The following is a 14,506-nucleotide window of genomic DNA, read 5'->3' on the forward strand; positions in this document are numbered from 1 at the left end:
CAGCGACGGTAGGCGAGGCCACGGACATCGCCGCTGCGGAGTCACCAGGGTGAACATCGACGGCTGCTCTGTCGTGTCCGCAGGGGCGCGCCTAGGGTCGGTGGCGAAGACCGGTGCCTCTGCGCGCGTGGAGAGCATCTCCGATCGCAACCGAAAGCAGGAAACCATGGCTGAACTGATCGTCATCTCCTATGACACCGAGAGCGACGCGGAGGGTGCTTACAACCGCGTCCAGGCCCTGCAGGACGACCTCGTCGTCGAGCTCGCCGGCCTCGCGCTCGTGAAGGTGGACGGCGAGGGCAAGACGAAGGTGGAGTACCCGGGCGCCGGGAGCAGGATCGGCCTCGGCGTCGCCTCCGGCGCTCTGTTCGGTGCGCTGATCGGCATCCTGTTCTTCATCCCGGTCGCCGGCCTGGTGTTCGGCGGCCTCCTCGGGGCCCTGTTCTCCGGTCTCGACAAGACGGGAATCGACGCCGAGTTCCGCGACCGCGTGAAGGCCACCGTGACGGCCGGCAAGTCCGCCGTCGTCATCTACGCGCTCAAGCTCACGGAGGACAAGTTCGCCGAGGCGCTGGCCCCGTACAACGGCACCGTCGTGCAGACCTCGCTGTCCAAGGAGGACGAGGCCGAGCTGGTCAAGGACCTCGGCGGCCACTGACCGTCGACCGATGCGCCCGTCGTGGATCCGTCCGCGGTGGGCGCATCGTCGTGTCCGGTGTCGGAGGGGCGTGACAGGCTGCGAACGTGGACACGCTGAGCCTTCGGCCCTGGTCGGCCGACGATCTCCCTCTCCTGCACGCGGCGAACGCCCCGGAGATGACGGTGCACCTCAACGGGCCGGAGAGTGCGGCGGAGGTGCAGGCGCGTCACGAGCGGTACCTGCGTCTCGTCGCGGGGGACGAGGCCCTGATGTTCGCGATCATCGACGACGAGGGGCAGCCTCTCGGCTCGATCGGCGCGTGGCGGATCACGTGGCAGGACGAGCCGGCGTGGGAGACCGGCTGGTTCGTGCTGCCCGCTGCACAGGGCCGGCGAGTGGCCGCCCGGGCTCTGGCTCTGCTCGTCGACGTCCTCCGTGATCGCGCAGGGGAGGGGCGTTCGCTGCTCGCGTTCCCCGCGGTCGACAACCCGGCGTCGAACGCGGTGTGTCAGCGGGGCGGATTCACCCGTCAGGGAACCCTCACGGAGCAGTTCCGCGGGGCCGAGCTCACGGTCAACGCGTGGGTGCTCGACCTCGCCGCCGACTCCTCGGCGGCATGACCTCGTCGGGTCAGCGGCGCACGCGCGCCCTGGTCTTCGCGACGCCGGCGAGGGTCGCTCGCACCGGCGTTCCGAGGTAAAGGCCCAGGGAGGCGCCGGAGGCGAGCGCGATCCCGATCACGGCGGCGTCGATCAGCGATCCGCCGACGGTGAGCATCCCGGAGGAGGTGCCCGCTGCGTGCACGACCTCGAGGAGGCCCTGGAACACCGCGACACCGGGCACGAGCGGGACGATCGCGGCGGTCGTCACCGCGACCGAGGGCACGTGCAGATTGTGCGCGATGAGCATGCCGACGAAGCTCGCCAGCAGCGCTCCCACCGCGCTCGCCGCGGCCGGGTGGAGCTGGAGGGCGATGGTGCCGGCGTACCCGGCGAGGGTGACGGCGCTGAGCAACGCGCTGACGAGGATGATGCGGATGCCGGCGCCGTTGAACACGGCCACGGCGACCGCGATGATGATGGCCCCCGCGAATTGGTTGAGCAGGGGCCCGAAGGGCGCGGGGTCGTCCGGCAGCTCCATCGTGAAGCCCAGCACGCCGCCGAGCTCCAGCCCGACGAGGATGCCGATCACCACCCCGAGCGTCTGCATCGTCAGGTCGAGGATGCGGCCACCGGCGGTGAGGGCGAAGCCGTCGATGGCATCCTGCGCGGCGCCCACCACCGTGAGCCCGGCGAGCATGAGCACGATGCCCGAGGCGACGATGATCGACGGGCGGATGCCGACGAACGGTTCGATCCTCGCGCTGCCGAGCGCCGAGACGGCGACCGCGACGACCGTGGTGACGAGGCCTCCCGCGATCTGGCTGAAGAACAGCGGCACCCGCAGCCGGGCCAGGCCCGCCTGGGTGAGCGCCGCCCCCAGCGCGGCGACGAAGGTGAGGCCCACGATGAGCGGGGAGGCGCCGAGCATGATGCTCACGCCGACCGCGAGGAGCGCCCGTGCGACGATCACCACGGACTGCTGGTAGCGGAAGGGCACGCGACGGATGACCCGGAACGCGGTGCGTGCGGATTCCAGATCCAGGCCGCCGTCGATGTCGGCCACGAGCGCCTGCACGCGCTGCAGCTTGGCGTGGTCGGGGGCGGCCACGCGGACCACGCGGACGAGCGTCTCGGGCCACACCTCCCCGCTGAGGTGGAAGGACACCGTGATCGAGTTGTAGGTCACATCGACCTGGACGCCCTTGAGGCCGTACGCCTCGCAGACGCGCGTGATGGCGAGCGTGACCTCGTGAGCGGAGGCGCCGACCGCGAACATCGACTCCCCGATGCGCGTCGCCAGATCGAGGACCCGCGGCACCGTGTGCTCGTCGATCACGGGCATCGCCTCGGTGTGGGCGACGGAGGACGGATCCGTGTGCAGCAGCCGGCGGACGGACAGGAGCAGTCGCTGGGGGGAACGCGCGGGCATATCTCCCATTCTCCCGCGGACGAGGGCCACCCGATCGACGGCCCGTCTGTCAAGGCCCGAGACGGCCCCCCGGCCCTGCTTCTACAGTGGGGTCTCGCCGCGCCGCTCCCGACGCCGTGGCAGGAGGATTCGACGATGACGGATGACTCGCTTCCCACGGAGGCGCTGCTCGATGGGCGCTACCATCTCCGGGAGTGCGTCGGGCAGGGCGGGATGGCCCGCGTGTACCGCGCGGAGGATTCGCTGCTCGGGCGCACGGTCGCCATCAAGATGCTCCGCGCGGAGACCGAACAGGGTGCCGCCTCCGAGCGCGCCCGCGGCGAGATGACCGTGCTCGCCTCGCTCAACCACCCCGCGCTGGTCACGCTGTATGACGCGCAACTGCATCCGGGACGGGCGGAATACCTGGTGATGGAGTTCGTCGACGGCCCGACCCTCGCCGAGCGGATCGCCCAGGGGCCGCTGCCCTCGGACGAGGTGGCGGCGCTCGCGGCTGATCTGGCGGAGGCCCTCCATGTCGTGCACGGCGCGGGGATCGTCCACCGCGACATCAAGCCCTCCAATGTCCTGCTCACCGGGCGCTCCCTCGCCGGGAGCCGGTCGGGCGCCAAGCTCGCCGACTTCGGGATCTCGGTGCTCGTGGACGCGGCCCGGCTGACGTCTCCCGGAACCGTGATCGGTACCGCGGCATACCTGGCGCCGGAGCAGTTGAACGGCGCGGCGCCGGCGCCTGCCGCCGACATCTATGCGCTGGGCCTGGTCCTGCGCGAAGCGCTCACGGGAGAGCGCGCTTTCGCGGAGGCCGAGGGGATCGGTGCCACCCTTGCCCGCTTGATCGATCCCCCCGCGATTCCGGAATCCGTGGGTCCGGCATGGTCCGCGCTGCTGCAGCGGATGACCGCGACGGATCCGGAGGACCGGCCGAGCGCCGCCGGCGTCTTCGCAGCGGTGTCCGCCCTCGCGCACGACCCCTCGATTCCGCCGCGGCCCCCGGTTCCGGCTCCGATCGCCGCCGCAGCGCTCGCGGAGCGGGAGCCGGCCGGTCCGTCTGCTCCGACACGAACCCTCGTGCTGCCCGCTCCTCCGTCTCCCGAGGTCGGGATGCTCCGCTCCCGGACTCCTCGCCTGCAGCGGGCTCGGCGACGCCGCGGACTCCTGACCGGAGCCGTGGCGGTCGCGGTCGCCCTCACCGTCGCCGGAACGCTCTGGGCGGCCGGAGCGCTCAACCCGAACCCTGTGGTGACCCCTGTCGACACCGAACCGACCCCGCGCTCGTCGCCCACGCCGGCGGTCGTCGTGCCCGTCACCGTGCCGGAAGAGGCGGACACGCCGGCGACCCCGGTCGAGGCCCCGGCTCCGGAACCGGCGCCCGACGTGCCGGACGACAAGAAGGCAGAGAAGGCTCAGGAGGCAGCTCAGAAGGCCGCCGACGAGCAGCGGAAGGCCGAGGAGGACGCGCAGAAGAAGGCCGAGAAGGCTCAGGAGCGCGCCGAGAAGGAAGCGGAGAAGGCCCAGGAGAAGGCCGAGAAGGCGAAGGGGGAGGACACCGACCTCGAGGACTGAGTCCTCGGGCCTGTGCGTTCCTCTACGGCGGAGCCGGTGTCAGGCGGCGAGATCCGCGAGCTGCCGGGAGGCGGTGCTCGTCTCCGTCGGCTCCGGCACCAGATACAGGCCGTTCGGCGTGTTCGCGGTGAACGCCAGCGCGTCCACCCACCGCCGGTTGATGGCCGGAGGCCTGCTGCCGAAGAACTTGAACACGATGTTCGAGTGCGCATGCACCCAGACCGTCGTCCGGCCGCCCCCGACGGAGGCGTCTTCCTTCCACGAGAACGGCATCGGTTCGCCGCGCCGGAGCTTCGTCGTCATGACGAGCTGGATATGTGTGAGAGCGCGGTCCTCGATCTCGATCTTCGGACCGCCCTCATAGATGAACTTGCCCATTCGATGGATCCTTCGTTCCATCTCCACAGGAACCCGTTGCCAAGAGGCGCAACCATGCCGATCGCTGGTGGGGATGTCTCCACGCTCTCACCGATCCGGGCTTTGTACCACCCCTCCTTCGTCCATCCGGTCGCGGCGGACGTCCCGGTTCTCAGATGCGGCGGGGGCCGGGGCCGCTCTCGCCGAGGGCGTCCTCCGGATTGAGCAGGCGGCAGGCCTTGAGGGACAGGCAGCCGCAGCCGATGCAGCCCGCGAGCTCGCGCTGCAGATGCTCGAGCTGGGTCCGCCGCTCCTCGAGCTCGGCGCGCCAGCGCTTGGCCACGCGGCGCCAATCGCCGTGCGAGGGCGGGGCGTCGACGGGCAGGGTCTGGAAGAGCTCTTGGACCTCGCTGAGCGGGATGCCGATGCGCTTGGCCACCACGATGATCGAGATCCGTCGCAGCATGTGGCGGCGATAGCGTCGCTGATTACCCGGCGTGCGCGTCGACGCGATGAGGCCGAGCTGCTCGTAGAAGTGCAGCGCGGAGGGCGCGACGCCCGTGCGTCGGGTGACCTCCCCGATCGGGAGGAGATCGTCCGGTTCCATCCGCCGCCCTTCCGTAGACCTCAACAATAGTTGAGGAACGGGCGGAACGGTCAGCGCGAGGTCGGCGGAAGCTTGTCGACGCCGTGGCGGTTCGGCTTGTCCGGCTCGGCCGCGGTCTCCGGCGTCACGTCCGGGCTGTCCGCCGGCGCGCCCGACGTCGGATAGTGCGGCTCGTCGATCTCGACGGCCTTGTCCCTCTCGTCCGCCGGGGGCAGGTGGTCCAAGGGCTGCTTGATGTCATCGGGGTGGTGGCTCATGGCCCCAGGGTGCGCTGTGCCGCGTGCGGCACCCAAGGGGGTTGTCATCCGGCCCGCCGTGTGGTCGGTGGGTGGCGCTACTACGGGTCGAGCGCCATGCTCCGCGCCGAAGGCGGTCCGGATCTCATGCTCTGGGAGGCGCCGGGGCACGCGCCGATGAAGCTCACGGTGTCGGGGGAGGAGCGGCCGCTCTTCTTCCTGCGCACGACCGAGATCCACGCGCTCGCCGAGCGGTTCGCGGCAGAGGGCGTCGAGGTGGTGAGCTTCGACGACGGCGGCTTCGCCCTCTTCCTGAAGTTCTTCGACCCGGACGGCACCCTGCTCGGACTCATCCAGCACGCCGCCTGAGCCCGGCGTCGCGAGCGGGTCGTCGGGCTCCGCGGCCCTGTCGGTGGGTGCCGGGCTGGGCTATCGTCGGGGCACGGCTCCGCGCGGAGGGGCTGCGAGGAGGGGCGCATGGAGCAGGTCGACACGGTGATCGTGGGCGCGGGCGTGGCGGGATTGACGGCGGCGCGGCTGCTGCAGGATGCCGGGCGGACGGTCGTGGTGCTCGAAGCGCGCGACCGGATCGGCGGCCGGGTGCACACGGATCGGACCGACGGCATCGTCGATCTCGGCGCCTCGTGGATCCACGGTGTCGACGGCAGCCCGGTAGCGGCGGCTGCCGAGGCCTTCGGCATGCGGACCGTGGAGTTCACCGTCGGCGGTTTCCAGGTGGACAGCCGGCCGATCGCTTATCACGGCCCCGACGGGCGCCCGCTCTCCGCCGAGGAGACGCGCGCCTTCGCCGCCGATGTCCACGCGGTGGACGCCGTGCTCCCGGACATCATCGCCGCCTCCCGCCCCACGGCCTCCTACCGCGACGTCACGGACGAGGCCCTCTCGCGCCAGGGATGGAGCGCCGAGCGTACGCAGCGGGTGCGGGAGTACCTGGAGCATCGCGCCGAGGAGCAGTACGGGGCGTGGATCGAGGACCTCGCCGCGCACGGCCTCGACGACGACGCGATCGAGGGCGACGAGGTCGTGTTCCCCGACGGGTACGGCGTGCTCCCGGAGCGCCTGGCCGAAGGCCTCGACATCCGGCTGGAGCACCTCGTCACCCGTGTCGACTGGAGCGACGACGGCGTCTGGGTGCGGACCTCGCATGGCGACTTCTCCGGGGACACGACCGTCATCACGGTTCCCGTCGGCGTGCTGCAGGCCGGAACCATGGAGATCGTCCCTCCGCTGCCGCCGGTGAACGCCGAGGCGCTGGGGCGGCTGCGCATGAACGCCTTCGAGAAGGTCTTCCTGCGGTTCCCGACGCGGTTCTGGGAGGACGGGGTGTACGCCCTCCGGCAGCAGGGCCCCGAGGCGCGATGGTGGCACTCCTGGTACGACCTCACCGCGCTGCACGACGAGCCGCTCCTGCTCACCTTCGCCGCGGGGCCCGCCGCGGCAGCCACGCGGGACTGGAGCGATGCGGAGGTGCAGGCCTCGATCATGGCGCAGCTCCGCCGGCTGTACGGCGACGAGATCCCCGATCCGATCGGGATGCGCCGCACGGCCTGGCAGGACGACCCGTTCGCGCACGGATCGTACGCGTACATGACGGTCGGGTCGACCACCGCGGATCACGACGACCTCGCCACCCCGGTCGGCGGCGTGCTGCACCTCGCGGGCGAGGCCACCTGGACCGACGATCCGGCCACCGTGCCCGCGGCCCTGTTCTCCGGGCATCGTGCGGCGGAGCGCATCCTCGGGCGGGCGGCCCCGATCGAACGGCTCTGGGCACAGGGGTGACGCGCCCCGGCGCCGGCAGTGTGGCCGTCGCCATACGTCCGGTCAACCCCCTGCGCCATTCCTCGCCGCCGCGCATACGGTCGTCGGACCGAACAGAGGAGGAGAGCATGAGCGACCCCCAGAACACGCAGGGCACCCCCGGCGCCGACGAGGAAGCCGACACGGCCTCCGGCGGCGCTCCCGACGACAGCGGTGAGAGCACCGACGACGTGCTCGAGCGCGAGACGACGGACGACGAGGGCAAGCCCCTCGAGAACCCGTCCGGCGGCTGACCGCCGCACCGCCCGAGGGTCAGCCGCGCCCCAGGTGGCGCGGCTACTCTCGGGTCATGCGCCGCATCGCTCTCGTCCCTCTGCTGCTCGCCGTCGGTCTCCTCGCCGGGTGTGCGCAGGTCACCCAGGCCGCGGGAGACGCGTTCGGAGTTCCGGTCGCGGAGACGTGCGCGACCATCGATGACGCGTACGCGCAGTATCAGGAGCTGCTGAGCCAGGGCGACGCGTCCGCGGAGCAGCTCGATGCCGCGCGCGACGACCTCGTCGCCACCCTCGACGGCGTCGCGGACGGAATGGACGGGCAGCTCGGCGACCTCATCCGCTCCGGCGCCGATCAGCTCGGCGGCATGACCGATCTTCAGGCCCCGGAGACGGTCGAGGCGATCGAGCGCCTCCACGACGGACTCTCCTCCTTCTGCGGCTGAGCCGGCTCGCGCGGTCGTGTCGCGACGTACCACTGCCGGAGCAGCAGCACGATGAGCAGTACGTCGACGGCGTCAGCCGCGTAGAACATCAGCTCCGCTCCGATCCGCGCGTCCCCGGGGTCGACACCCACCGGAGGGTGTGCCCACAGCCACTTGGCGAGGATCGAGTGCGCGGCGATGAAGACGATGAGGACGGACGCCCGTACGGTGACGGAGGCTCGATGCGGATCGGGATCGAGGCCGAGGATGCTCGCGGTGAACAGATACCCCGTCAGTAGGACGTGCAGGTGCACGGCAGCATGCAGCCACGGTGAGGCGTGCATGAGGGGGAACAGCGGCGTGGCGTAGAGGAGCCACACCGCGCCGATGTTGAGGGTGCCTGCGACCACGGGATGCGTGAGCACCCGGATCGGGGCGCTGCGCAGCACCCGGGAGAGCACACGAGCCTCGGCGACCGGAAGGGCGCGGAGGGCCAGGGCGGCGAACGGTCCGACGGTGCCGACCGCGGTGCACAGCAGACCGCTCATCCAGGCGGCCGTCCGTGGCCGCGGCCACGGACGGCGGTCGCGGGTCCGCCGCAGCGCGACGAGATACAGCACGGCGGCGCCGAGGAGGAGGACGAGGGCGAGGAAGGGGAGGACGTCGATGCCCCCCGCCCGTCGCATCCGCATCGAGGCCCGGAACCCGAGGCGGGTCGTCGTGCCGGTCGTGTGGATGCCGAGGCTTGTGGTCGACGACGCCGTCGAAGAGCTGGAAGAACCCGACCCCGATAGTTGCGAAACCGCAACTATCGGCGTATGGTTGATCTCGATCAACTTTCTATGCAGGAGCATTCCCCCGTGACACACACCTCATCCTCTTCCGAGACCGCGCGCTCGGCCCGCGAGGTCTTCACCGCGATCTCCGGCCTCATCGTCGGCATGTTCGTCGCCGTGCTCTCCGGCACGGTCGTCTCGACCTCGATGCCCGTCATCATCGCCGACCTCGGCGGCACCCAGTCGCAGTACACCTGGGTCATCACCGCGAGCCTTCTCGCCACCGCCGTCTCGACGCCGATCTGGGGCAAGCTCGCCGACCTCGTCGACCGCAAGGTCCTCATCCAGATCTCGCTCATCCTCTTCACGGTCGGCACGGTCATCGCCGGCTTCTCGACCGACACGAACATGCTCATCGCGGTCCGCGTCGTGCAGGGCATCGGCGTCGGCGGCCTCATGTCGCTCGTCATGATCGCCGTGGCCCTCATCATCTCCCCGCGCGAGCGCGGCAAGTACATGGGCGTCGTCGGCGGCATCATGGCCCTCGGCACGATCGGCGGCCCGCTGCTCGGCGGCGTCATCACCGACGCCTGGGGCTGGCGCGCCAACTTCTTCGTCGGCGTCCCGTTCGCGATCGTCGCGCTCGTCCTGCTGCAGTTCACCCTGCACCTGCCCAAGCCGCAGCGCGGCACCAAGGTGTCCATCGACTACTTCGGCATCGTCCTGCTCGCCGTGGGCGTCTCGACCCTGCTGATCTGGGTCTCCATGGGCGGCAACCAGTTCGACTGGGACTCCGGGACCAGCATCGCCCTCGCCGTCACCGCGGGCGTCGCCATCGCCGCCTTCGTCGCCGTGGAGTTCTTCGTCAAGGAACCCATCGTCCCGATGTCGCTGTTCCGCAACCGCACCTTCACGCTGTCGGTCATCGCCTCGATCGCGATCGGCGTCTCGATGTTCGCGACCTCGGTCTTCCTCGCGCAGTACTTCCAGCTGGCCCGTGGCGCCACGCCGACCGAGTCGGGACTGATGACCATCCCCATGATCATCGGTCAGATGGGCGCGTCGATCATCATCGGACAGCTCGTCAGCCGCTTCGGCAAGTGGAAGGGCTGGATGGTTACCGGCTCCATCCTCGCCACCATCGGTGTGAGCCTGATGGCCACCCTGCGCTACGACACCCCGTTCACCCTGGTGGCCGTGTACATGTTCGTCCTCGGCGCCGGCCTCGGCATGGTCATGCAGAACCTCACCCTGATCGTGCAGAACGACACCGCGCCGCAGCAGCTGGGTGCCGCCTCGTCGAACGTCAACTTCTTCCGCACGATCGCCGGCACCATCGGCGTGACCGTCATGGGATCGCTGCTGTCGACCAGCGTGGCCGACTTCATGAAGGACGGCCTGAAGGGCTTCGTCCCGACCACGCCCGACGAGATCAGCGCCCTGGAGCGCCTGGGCTCCGGAGACGTGCCGAAGGTGGGCGAGCTGCCCGACACGATCCGCACGATCGTCGAGAGCGCCTACGGGCACGGCATCGCGGACGCGTTCATCCTCGCCATCCCGCTGGCCGTGATCGCGATCATCGCGATCGCGTTCATCAAGAACAAGCCGTTGTCCACCAAGAACGCCGCGGAGCAGCTGCGCGAGCAGGCCGAGGAGTCCGTCATCGAGGTCTCCGAGGCCGAGGTCGGCGCCAACCTCTCGACGGGGACGATCCGCACCGGGCAGGCCGGACCGGCGACCACCACGGGGTCGGTGAGCGTGCTCGAGCGCGACGATCGGAAGCAGGAGCGCTGACATGATCGCGTCCGAGGCGGTCGGCACCCCCGACGTCGACACCGCCCTCAGCGACCTCCAGGCGCATCTCAACCTCATCTTCGCGCGGACCCGGTCGCTGTGGAAGGAATCGGCGTCCCGGGTCCACCCGGAGCTGCAGGTGGCGGGGTACAAGCTGCTCACGTTCATCGACCGGGCGGGCTCGGCCAGCGCGCACGAGCTCGCCGAGCGCTTCGAGATGGACAAGTCCGTCGTCAGTCGCCAGGTGCGGATGCTGGAGGACCTCGGGCTGATCGCCTCCGTGCCGGACGAGCGTGACGGCCGGCTCCGGGTGCTCACCGCGACGCCCGCCGCGTGCACCGCTCTCACCGAGGTCCGGCGAGAGTACGGCACCCGGCTCCGCGCCGTGATCGACGAGCTCACGCCCGCCGAGATCGACGCCGCGTCCAAGGTGTTCCGGCTCCTCGCCGAGGTCTGAACCGGGCCCCGCGACCGCCTGCGGTCGCGGGGCTTCGCCGTACACTGGCGATATGCGCGCCTCGTCCGACGATCCCGCCGACGACGCTCCCCTCGACGATCTCGACCAGGCGGTCGCCCGCGTCGAGCACGAGCTCGGCCGTCTGTTCGCCCGCATCCGCGTCGGGTGGCGCGAGGCTGCCGCCACCGTGCATCCGGACCTCCAGCCGCTCGGGTACCAGGTGCTGACCTCGATCCTCGCCGGACGGGCGACCTCGGCGGGGGCTCTCATCGAGCGCCTGCAGACGGACAAATCCGCCGTGAGCCGGCAGGTGCGTCAGCTCGAGCAGCTCGGGCTCGTCGAGAGCATCCCCGATCCCGAGGACCGCCGCGCCCGGGTGCTGGTGGCGACCCCGCTGGCCGAAGAGCGCGTCGCTCTCGCCCGCTCCCGGTATGAGGGGCGCATCGGCGAGCGACTGCGCGGCTGGACGGCCGCCGACCTCGACCACTTCGCGAACCTCGTCGCCGATCTGGGCGGTTGATACACCGGAACACCTGGTCGATTCACGGGAATACAGCGGCCGGCCGTGTCCTTGGTCCCTCTGTGACTCTCTACGACTCCGCCGACTTCGGCTCGCTGCACCTGTCCAACCGCGTCGTCATGGCGCCGCTCACCCGCACGCGTGCGGACGCCGACGGCGTGCCGACCGCGATCATCGAGGAGTACTACCGTCAGCGCGCGGGGCAGGGGCTGATCATCTCCGAGGGCGTCTGGCCCGTCCTCGAGGGCAAGTCGTACCCCGGGCAGCCGGGAATCGTGACCCCCGCCCAGATCGACGGATGGCGACGCGTGGCCGACGCCGTGCACGCCGAGGGCGGCACCATCGTCATGCAGCTCATGCACGGCGGCCGGGTGGGCCACCCGGAGATCTCCGGTGAGCCCCGCGTCGTCGCCCCGAGCGCCCTGGCCGCCCCCGGCCAGACGCGGACGCCCCAGGGCAAGGCCGACCTGCCGGTCGCGCACGCCCTCACCCTCGACGAGATCCCGGTGGTCGTCGAGCAGTTCGTCCAGGCCGCGCGGAACGCGATCGCGGCCGGCTTCGACGGCGTCGAGGTGCACGGCGCCAACGGCTACCTCGTCCACGAGTTCCTGTCTCCCGTGTCCAACGTCCGCGACGACCGGTACGGCGGCGCGCCGGAGAACCGCGCGCGCTTCGCGATCGAGGTGACCACGGCGGTCGCCGCCGCGGTGGGTGCCGACCGGACCGGCATCCGGCTCTCTCCGGCCCACGGCATCCAGGGCGTCATCGAGGACGACGGGGCCGACGTCCTCGCGACCTACACCGCGCTCGCCGAAGGGCTCGCGCCTCTGGGGCTGGCCTTCGTCGATGTGCTGCACGCCGAGCCCGCCGGAGAGCTCGTCCAGGCCATCCGCCGGGCGGCGGGCGCACCGCTGATCGTCAACACCGGCTTCGGCGTCGAGACCACCCGTGCCGCGGCAGAGGAGCTGGTGGCCGAGGACTGGGCGGACGCGGTCGCGGCCGGGCGTCCCGTCATCGCCAACCCCGACCTCGTGGAGCGCTGGCGGACCGGGGCCGAGCTGAACGAACCGCGCCCCGAGCTGTTCTACGGTTCGACCGCCGAGGGGTACATCGACTACCCGTCCCTGGAGGTCGCGCGCGCCGGCGAGTGATACGGAGCGCCCGCTGTCACACGACGATGTCGTCGGCCGTGTGCAGCGGGCGCCATCCGGTCTCGCGGATCCCGCGTCGGGGGAGGACGTCGGCGTCGGGCAGCGGGCCGAGGTCGACTCCGGTGAGGGTGGTGACCTCGGCGACGGGCACCTGGAAGGTGCGGAAGGCTCCGAGCGACGCGACGGCGAGGACACCCTCCCTGGTGTCGACGAGCTCTGTCTGGTCGAGGAGGAACGCGGCGGCGGCGAGTCGGCCCTCGGAGCTCCAGGCCGCGATCTTCCAGAACCGGAGGGGGATGCGGATGCCGCGGTACGGCGGGTCGGTGTCGGCGAGCACCGGGGCGGTGAAGACGGACAGGCGCTGTGCGGTCGTCTCGGCATACGCGAGCACGTGGTCCTCCAGCCCGAGCCAGAGGTCTTTCGACTGGTTGAAGACGGCCGCCTGCGGAGCCGCGTTGGGGTAGGTGAAGGTGGCTTCCATGGCCGCGCGGGCGTCGGAGCGCTCGCCCCAGCCCGGATCGCGGCGGCGCACGAGATGCCCGCGGTCGAGGTCGTTCCCCGCATAGACCGCCGGACCCGCCTGCTCCTCTGCGGGCACTCGCGGGTCAAGACGCCACTCACCCGTCCGGGGGAGATCTCGCAGGCGGGCGCCGTCGATGGTGACGGCCGTCACCGCGGCGAGCCGCCGCTCCGGGTCCAGCAGCACCGTGAACCGGGGAGCGGGGAGGGTGCGCACCGCCATCGGAGGCACGGGCAGCGGAAGCGGGATGCCGAGGAACCCGGGGTCGTAGCCGTCCGTCATGCCTCCATCGTGCCCCGGCCCGCCGACATCGGGTGGCCGCCGCTCAGGCCGGGCCGTTGTCCTCCGCGCGCCGTGCCGCGGCCTCCCGCATGCGGCGGCGGACGCGCAGCGCGATGAACACCAGGAGCAGCAGGATGAGCAGGCCGACGACCACGTCGGAGATCACGCCGCTCCACTGCTCGAGGATCGGCCGGATGGCGGGGCCGAAGGCGAACCCGAGGCCGATCCAGATGCCGTTCCAGACGGCCGATCCGACCAGGGTGTACAGCGTGAACTTCCACAGCGCCATGCGCTCGATGCCGGCGGGGATCGAGATGAAGGAGCGCACGAGAGGCACGCAGCGGCCGAACAGCACCGCGCCGCCGCCCCAGCGGGCGAAGAACGCCTCCGCCTTGTCGAAGTCGTCGTGGTCGAGGAGGGGGATGCGTCCGACGATGCGTCGGGTGCGGTCCCGGCCGACCGCCGCGCCGAGTCCGTACCAGATCCACGCGCCGACGAGCCCTCCGAGGGTGGCCGCGGCCCAGGCGCCCCAGGCGTTCATCCGGCCGTCGTAGGCGAGGAAGCCTGCCGCGGGCAGGATCGCCTCGGATGGGATCGGGGGGACGAATGTCTCGATGAGTACCGCGAGGCCGACGCCGACCTCGCCGAGGGTCTCTATCAGGCTGAGCACCCAGCCGATGAATCCGTCGTAGCCGGGGGCGGAAGCGGCGAGGGGCAGAGTGCCGGGGGTCATCGTGTCCTCTGTCGGGGGATCGCGGTGATCGTGCGGAGAGCGGGTCCGTCGGAGCGGACATCGCCTCTGCACGGTATCGCCCTTCCCTGGACCCCGCCTGCGTGCGCAGGGAGCGGGAGGAGCCGGCGTTGTCAAGGCGCTCGCCGCCGTCCGACGGTACGGAGATCATGGAACCCCATCGACCGAGGAGGCAGCATGACCGATCCGCGCCAGGACGAGACGACCGGGTTCCAGGGGGAGCCCCCGACCGCCAACAACGGAGAAGGCGACGCCCCGGAGGTCGACGTGACCGATCTGGAGCCGGAGGAGATCGAGGACGGCGTGGAGGTCGGCGATCGTCCCTGATCGGTGGGGGTAGTT

Annotated in this window: 19 protein-coding genes; 12 read left to right on the forward strand and 7 right to left on the reverse strand. The window is 71.0% G+C overall.

Annotated features, from left to right (window positions below):
- Positions 1-166 precede the first annotated feature (166 nt).
- On the forward strand, positions 167-658 hold the full coding sequence (locus B7W94_RS07790) for a DUF1269 domain-containing protein (protein ID WP_025102547.1): 492 nt from the start codon (positions 167-169) through the stop codon (positions 656-658).
- An 86-nt stretch (positions 659-744) separates the two neighbouring features.
- Positions 745-1,260: a GNAT family N-acetyltransferase gene (locus tag B7W94_RS07795; protein WP_085605759.1), complete on the forward strand. Its 516-nt coding sequence runs from the start codon at positions 745-747 to the stop codon at positions 1,258-1,260.
- A 10-nt stretch (positions 1,261-1,270) separates the two neighbouring features.
- Here the strand turns inward: B7W94_RS07795 and B7W94_RS07800 are convergent, their stop codons facing one another.
- The gene (locus B7W94_RS07800; protein WP_085605761.1) at positions 1,271-2,671 is read right to left on the reverse strand and encodes a threonine/serine ThrE exporter family protein; all 1,401 of its coding nucleotides are present in this window, start codon (positions 2,669-2,671) and stop codon (positions 1,271-1,273) included.
- 135 nt (positions 2,672-2,806) lie between these two features.
- On the opposite strand from B7W94_RS07800, the gene B7W94_RS07805 reads away from it, so the two are divergent.
- Positions 2,807-4,234 carry a serine/threonine-protein kinase gene (locus B7W94_RS07805; protein WP_085605763.1) on the forward strand — a complete coding sequence of 476 codons (1,428 nt, stop codon included), beginning with the start codon at positions 2,807-2,809 and terminating at the stop codon, positions 4,232-4,234.
- Between the two features lie 39 nt (positions 4,235-4,273).
- On the opposite strand, the gene B7W94_RS07810 is transcribed toward B7W94_RS07805, so the two are convergent.
- From B7W94_RS07810 to B7W94_RS07820, 3 genes are all read right to left on the reverse strand, one after another.
- Positions 4,274-4,612, reverse strand: coding sequence for a DUF7882 family protein (locus B7W94_RS07810; RefSeq protein ID WP_085605765.1), 339 nt, complete (start codon positions 4,610-4,612; stop codon positions 4,274-4,276).
- Positions 4,613-4,763: 151 nt separating this feature from the next.
- Entirely contained in the window at positions 4,764-5,198 is a 435-nt protein-coding gene (gene soxR / locus B7W94_RS07815; protein ID WP_025102542.1) for a redox-sensitive transcriptional activator SoxR, read from the reverse strand.
- A gap of 50 nt (positions 5,199-5,248) precedes the next feature.
- A complete protein-coding gene (locus tag B7W94_RS07820) occupies positions 5,249-5,455 on the reverse strand; it encodes a hypothetical protein (protein ID WP_025102541.1) in 207 nt (68 codons plus the stop codon).
- 96 nt (positions 5,456-5,551) lie between these two features.
- On the opposite strand from B7W94_RS07820, the gene B7W94_RS07825 reads away from it, so the two are divergent.
- The 4 genes from B7W94_RS07825 to B7W94_RS07835 all read left to right on the forward strand — a co-directional run bounded on the left by B7W94_RS07825 (position 5,552) and on the right by B7W94_RS07835 (position 7,934).
- Positions 5,552-5,803, forward strand: a complete 252-nt coding sequence (locus B7W94_RS07825; RefSeq protein ID WP_085605767.1) for a VOC family protein — start codon at positions 5,552-5,554, stop codon at positions 5,801-5,803.
- Between the two features lie 108 nt (positions 5,804-5,911).
- Entirely contained in the window at positions 5,912-7,237 is a 1,326-nt protein-coding gene (locus B7W94_RS07830) for a flavin monoamine oxidase family protein (RefSeq protein WP_085605769.1), read from the forward strand.
- Between the two features lie 107 nt (positions 7,238-7,344).
- Complete coding sequence (locus B7W94_RS18100) at positions 7,345-7,509, forward strand: hypothetical protein (RefSeq protein WP_164498166.1); 165 nt, start codon at positions 7,345-7,347, stop codon at positions 7,507-7,509.
- A 56-nt stretch (positions 7,510-7,565) separates the two neighbouring features.
- Entirely contained in the window at positions 7,566-7,934 is a 369-nt protein-coding gene (locus B7W94_RS07835) for a hypothetical protein (protein WP_025102538.1), read from the forward strand.
- Here B7W94_RS07835 and B7W94_RS07840 read toward each other — a convergent pair.
- The gene (locus tag B7W94_RS07840; protein ID WP_085605771.1) at positions 7,868-8,605 is read right to left on the reverse strand and encodes a cytochrome c oxidase assembly protein; all 738 of its coding nucleotides are present in this window, start codon (positions 8,603-8,605) and stop codon (positions 7,868-7,870) included. The two genes, B7W94_RS07835 and B7W94_RS07840, sit on opposite strands and share 67 nt — an antisense overlap.
- Positions 8,606-8,755: 150 nt before the next feature.
- Between B7W94_RS07840 and B7W94_RS07845 the strand changes: the two genes are divergently transcribed.
- From B7W94_RS07845 to B7W94_RS07860, 4 genes are all read left to right on the forward strand, one after another.
- Positions 8,756-10,483: an MDR family MFS transporter gene (locus B7W94_RS07845; protein WP_060922712.1), complete on the forward strand. Its 1,728-nt coding sequence runs from the start codon at positions 8,756-8,758 to the stop codon at positions 10,481-10,483.
- A 1-nt stretch (position 10,484) separates the two neighbouring features.
- Positions 10,485-10,940, forward strand: a complete 456-nt coding sequence (locus tag B7W94_RS07850) for a MarR family winged helix-turn-helix transcriptional regulator (RefSeq protein WP_025102534.1) — start codon at positions 10,485-10,487, stop codon at positions 10,938-10,940.
- 52 nt (positions 10,941-10,992) lie between these two features.
- Complete coding sequence (locus B7W94_RS07855; protein ID WP_025102533.1) at positions 10,993-11,460, forward strand: MarR family winged helix-turn-helix transcriptional regulator; 468 nt, start codon at positions 10,993-10,995, stop codon at positions 11,458-11,460.
- A 62-nt stretch (positions 11,461-11,522) separates the two neighbouring features.
- Positions 11,523-12,611, forward strand: coding sequence for an alkene reductase (locus B7W94_RS07860; protein ID WP_085605773.1), 1,089 nt, complete (start codon positions 11,523-11,525; stop codon positions 12,609-12,611).
- A gap of 16 nt (positions 12,612-12,627) precedes the next feature.
- Here the strand turns inward: B7W94_RS07860 and B7W94_RS07865 are convergent, their stop codons facing one another.
- Together B7W94_RS07865 and B7W94_RS07870 are read right to left on the reverse strand one after the other, a co-directional pair.
- Entirely contained in the window at positions 12,628-13,413 is a 786-nt protein-coding gene (locus tag B7W94_RS07865) for a DNA/RNA non-specific endonuclease (protein WP_085605775.1), read from the reverse strand.
- A gap of 43 nt (positions 13,414-13,456) precedes the next feature.
- Positions 13,457-14,146 (reverse strand): DedA family protein, encoded by a 690-nt coding sequence (locus B7W94_RS07870; RefSeq protein ID WP_085605777.1) that lies wholly within the window; start codon positions 14,144-14,146, stop codon positions 13,457-13,459.
- Positions 14,147-14,341: 195 nt separating this feature from the next.
- Here B7W94_RS07870 and B7W94_RS18105 point away from each other — a divergent pair, with 195 nt between their 5' ends.
- A complete protein-coding gene (locus B7W94_RS18105; protein ID WP_172400099.1) occupies positions 14,342-14,491 on the forward strand; it encodes a hypothetical protein in 150 nt (49 codons plus the stop codon).
- The last annotated feature ends 15 nt before the right edge of the window (positions 14,492-14,506 follow it).

The sequence above is a fragment of the Microbacterium sp. LEMMJ01 genome, assembly GCF_002114135.1.
GTDB lineage: Bacteria > Actinomycetota > Actinomycetes > Actinomycetales > Microbacteriaceae > Microbacterium.